Annotated in this window: 2 protein-coding genes; both read right to left on the bottom strand. The window is 68.2% G+C overall.

From position 1 onward, the window contains the following. Positions 1 to 59 precede the first annotated feature (59 nt). Complete coding sequence (locus ACGFSA_RS35145) at positions 60 to 911, bottom strand: ISAs1 family transposase (RefSeq protein WP_393310245.1); 852 nt, start codon at positions 909 to 911, stop codon at positions 60 to 62. Between the two features lie 107 nt (positions 912 to 1018). After that, the gene (locus ACGFSA_RS35140; RefSeq protein ID WP_393310243.1) at positions 1019 to 1552 is read right to left on the bottom strand and encodes a hypothetical protein; all 534 of its coding nucleotides are present in this window, start codon (positions 1550 to 1552) and stop codon (positions 1019 to 1021) included. Positions 1553 to 1650 lie beyond the last annotated feature (98 nt).

Raw genomic sequence — 1650 nt, 5'->3', positions numbered from 1 at the left:
CGCCCGAGCCGCCCTCGTCCTGCTCCAGCTCGAACACGGCCGCACCGCCTGAACGAAGATCACAAAGCGTCACGAGACGTTACCGAGAAAGGTTCCTTGAGCCGGCGGATCTCGTCGCGGTGGTGGGCGTGGTCGCGAGTGCGGTGCCCGAGCGGGATGTCCCGCCAGGGCAGCTTCCTGACCTGGGCGTACAGGCCCGGATGGTTCTTCTTCACGACAGCCACGTAGTGCGCGACGCGACGGGTCAGATAGGCACCGTGGTCGTGCTGGGTGTGCAGGGCGTCGGCGGTCACCACCGTGTTCTCCAGCTCGAGACCGTCCAGCATCGGCGCGAAGGAGGGGATCTCGTTGCTCTTGGACGCGACCTGCCGCTGGGCCAGGACCACGCCGTGGTGGTCCATCGCCGCCAGCAGCTGGATTGCCGCGGCCGCCCGGGTTCGCGATCCGCGGACCACCTTGCCGTCGACCGCGATCACCCGTCGCACCGGCCCTTTCTCCGCCTCCGGCTCGACCGGGGGCGGCGTTCTGGCCTGCAGATACGCGCTGATTGCCGTATCCAGCGCGTCACCGTCCACACGCTGCAGCAGGCGGCGCACGGTTGCGGCGTGCGGCACCGGCCGCAGACCGGTAAGCGGATCGGCAGCGAAGCCGAGGACGCCCAGCACATGCTGCGGGGCATCCTCGATCCACTCGCTGATCGCGATGAGCGAGCGGGCCCCGGTCAGCACCGCCGAGACGGCTGCGCACAGCAACGCGGGGGCCGGATACCGCAGTCCTCGCGCATCGCGGGGATCAGCGACCAGGATCAGGAAACGCCGCAGGTCAGCGACATCGCTTGAGGTGAGGGGATCAGTCGGGGAGCCCAGTTGCTCCAGTGCGCAAGGGATGGGCGATGATGTTCGGGCAGGCACGGTCTCGCTCGGTTCTCATGGGTCTCGACAACCACATGATCACCAGCACCGTGCCTGCTCTGCTCTCCCGGGCCCCTTGCCGCACAACGGACATGACGCCACATCACTCATGAGACCGGCGAACCGGACCAATCCCAATCACGCAATGCCCCGGCGACCGTACGCGGGGTCTGCCACGGCTTGCCGCCGCCCAGCGGCAACGGGAGGTGGAGGGTGTGGGTCTGGCCGGCGCTGAGCCGGACGTGGACGGTGATGTCGTCGTCCTTGAGCAGGGTGACGTCCGCGATCAGTAGGCGGGCGATGCGTTTGCGCTCTCGCATCGGGGTGGCCGGATCGTTCCACAGGGCCCTGACGTCACCGGCGAGGCGGGCGAGTTGTTCGCGGGTGGCCTGCTGGCGTGGGGCGGCCAGGGTGCGGGCGCGTTCGATGTCGGTCCGGGCGGCGGACACCTCGCGCAGGTCCGCGTTCCAGTCGGCTTCGAGTGAGTCGGCGACCAGGCGGTTGTCCGGGTCGACCGCGAGATAGCGCCGTTTGGCCAGATCGGCCCGGTACTGGGCGCGCTGGAGATGCGTCGTGCGCATCCGGTCGGTCTCGGCGGCGCGGGCGGTGATTTCCTCGCTCACCGTCAGGGTCGTCTCCACGGCGAGTAATCGTCAAGACCTGTGGACCGGTTAGTTAGAAGAAGCCGATCGTGTCCTTGAGAAGACGAAGGGCTTTTGCGCGGTATGTGGCGCTGTCG

Source organism: Streptomyces sp. NPDC048496 (assembly GCF_043200055.1).
In the GTDB taxonomy this organism is placed as follows: domain Bacteria; phylum Actinomycetota; class Actinomycetes; order Streptomycetales; family Streptomycetaceae; genus Streptomyces.
This window is presented reverse-complemented; position numbering and strand designations above follow the sequence as displayed.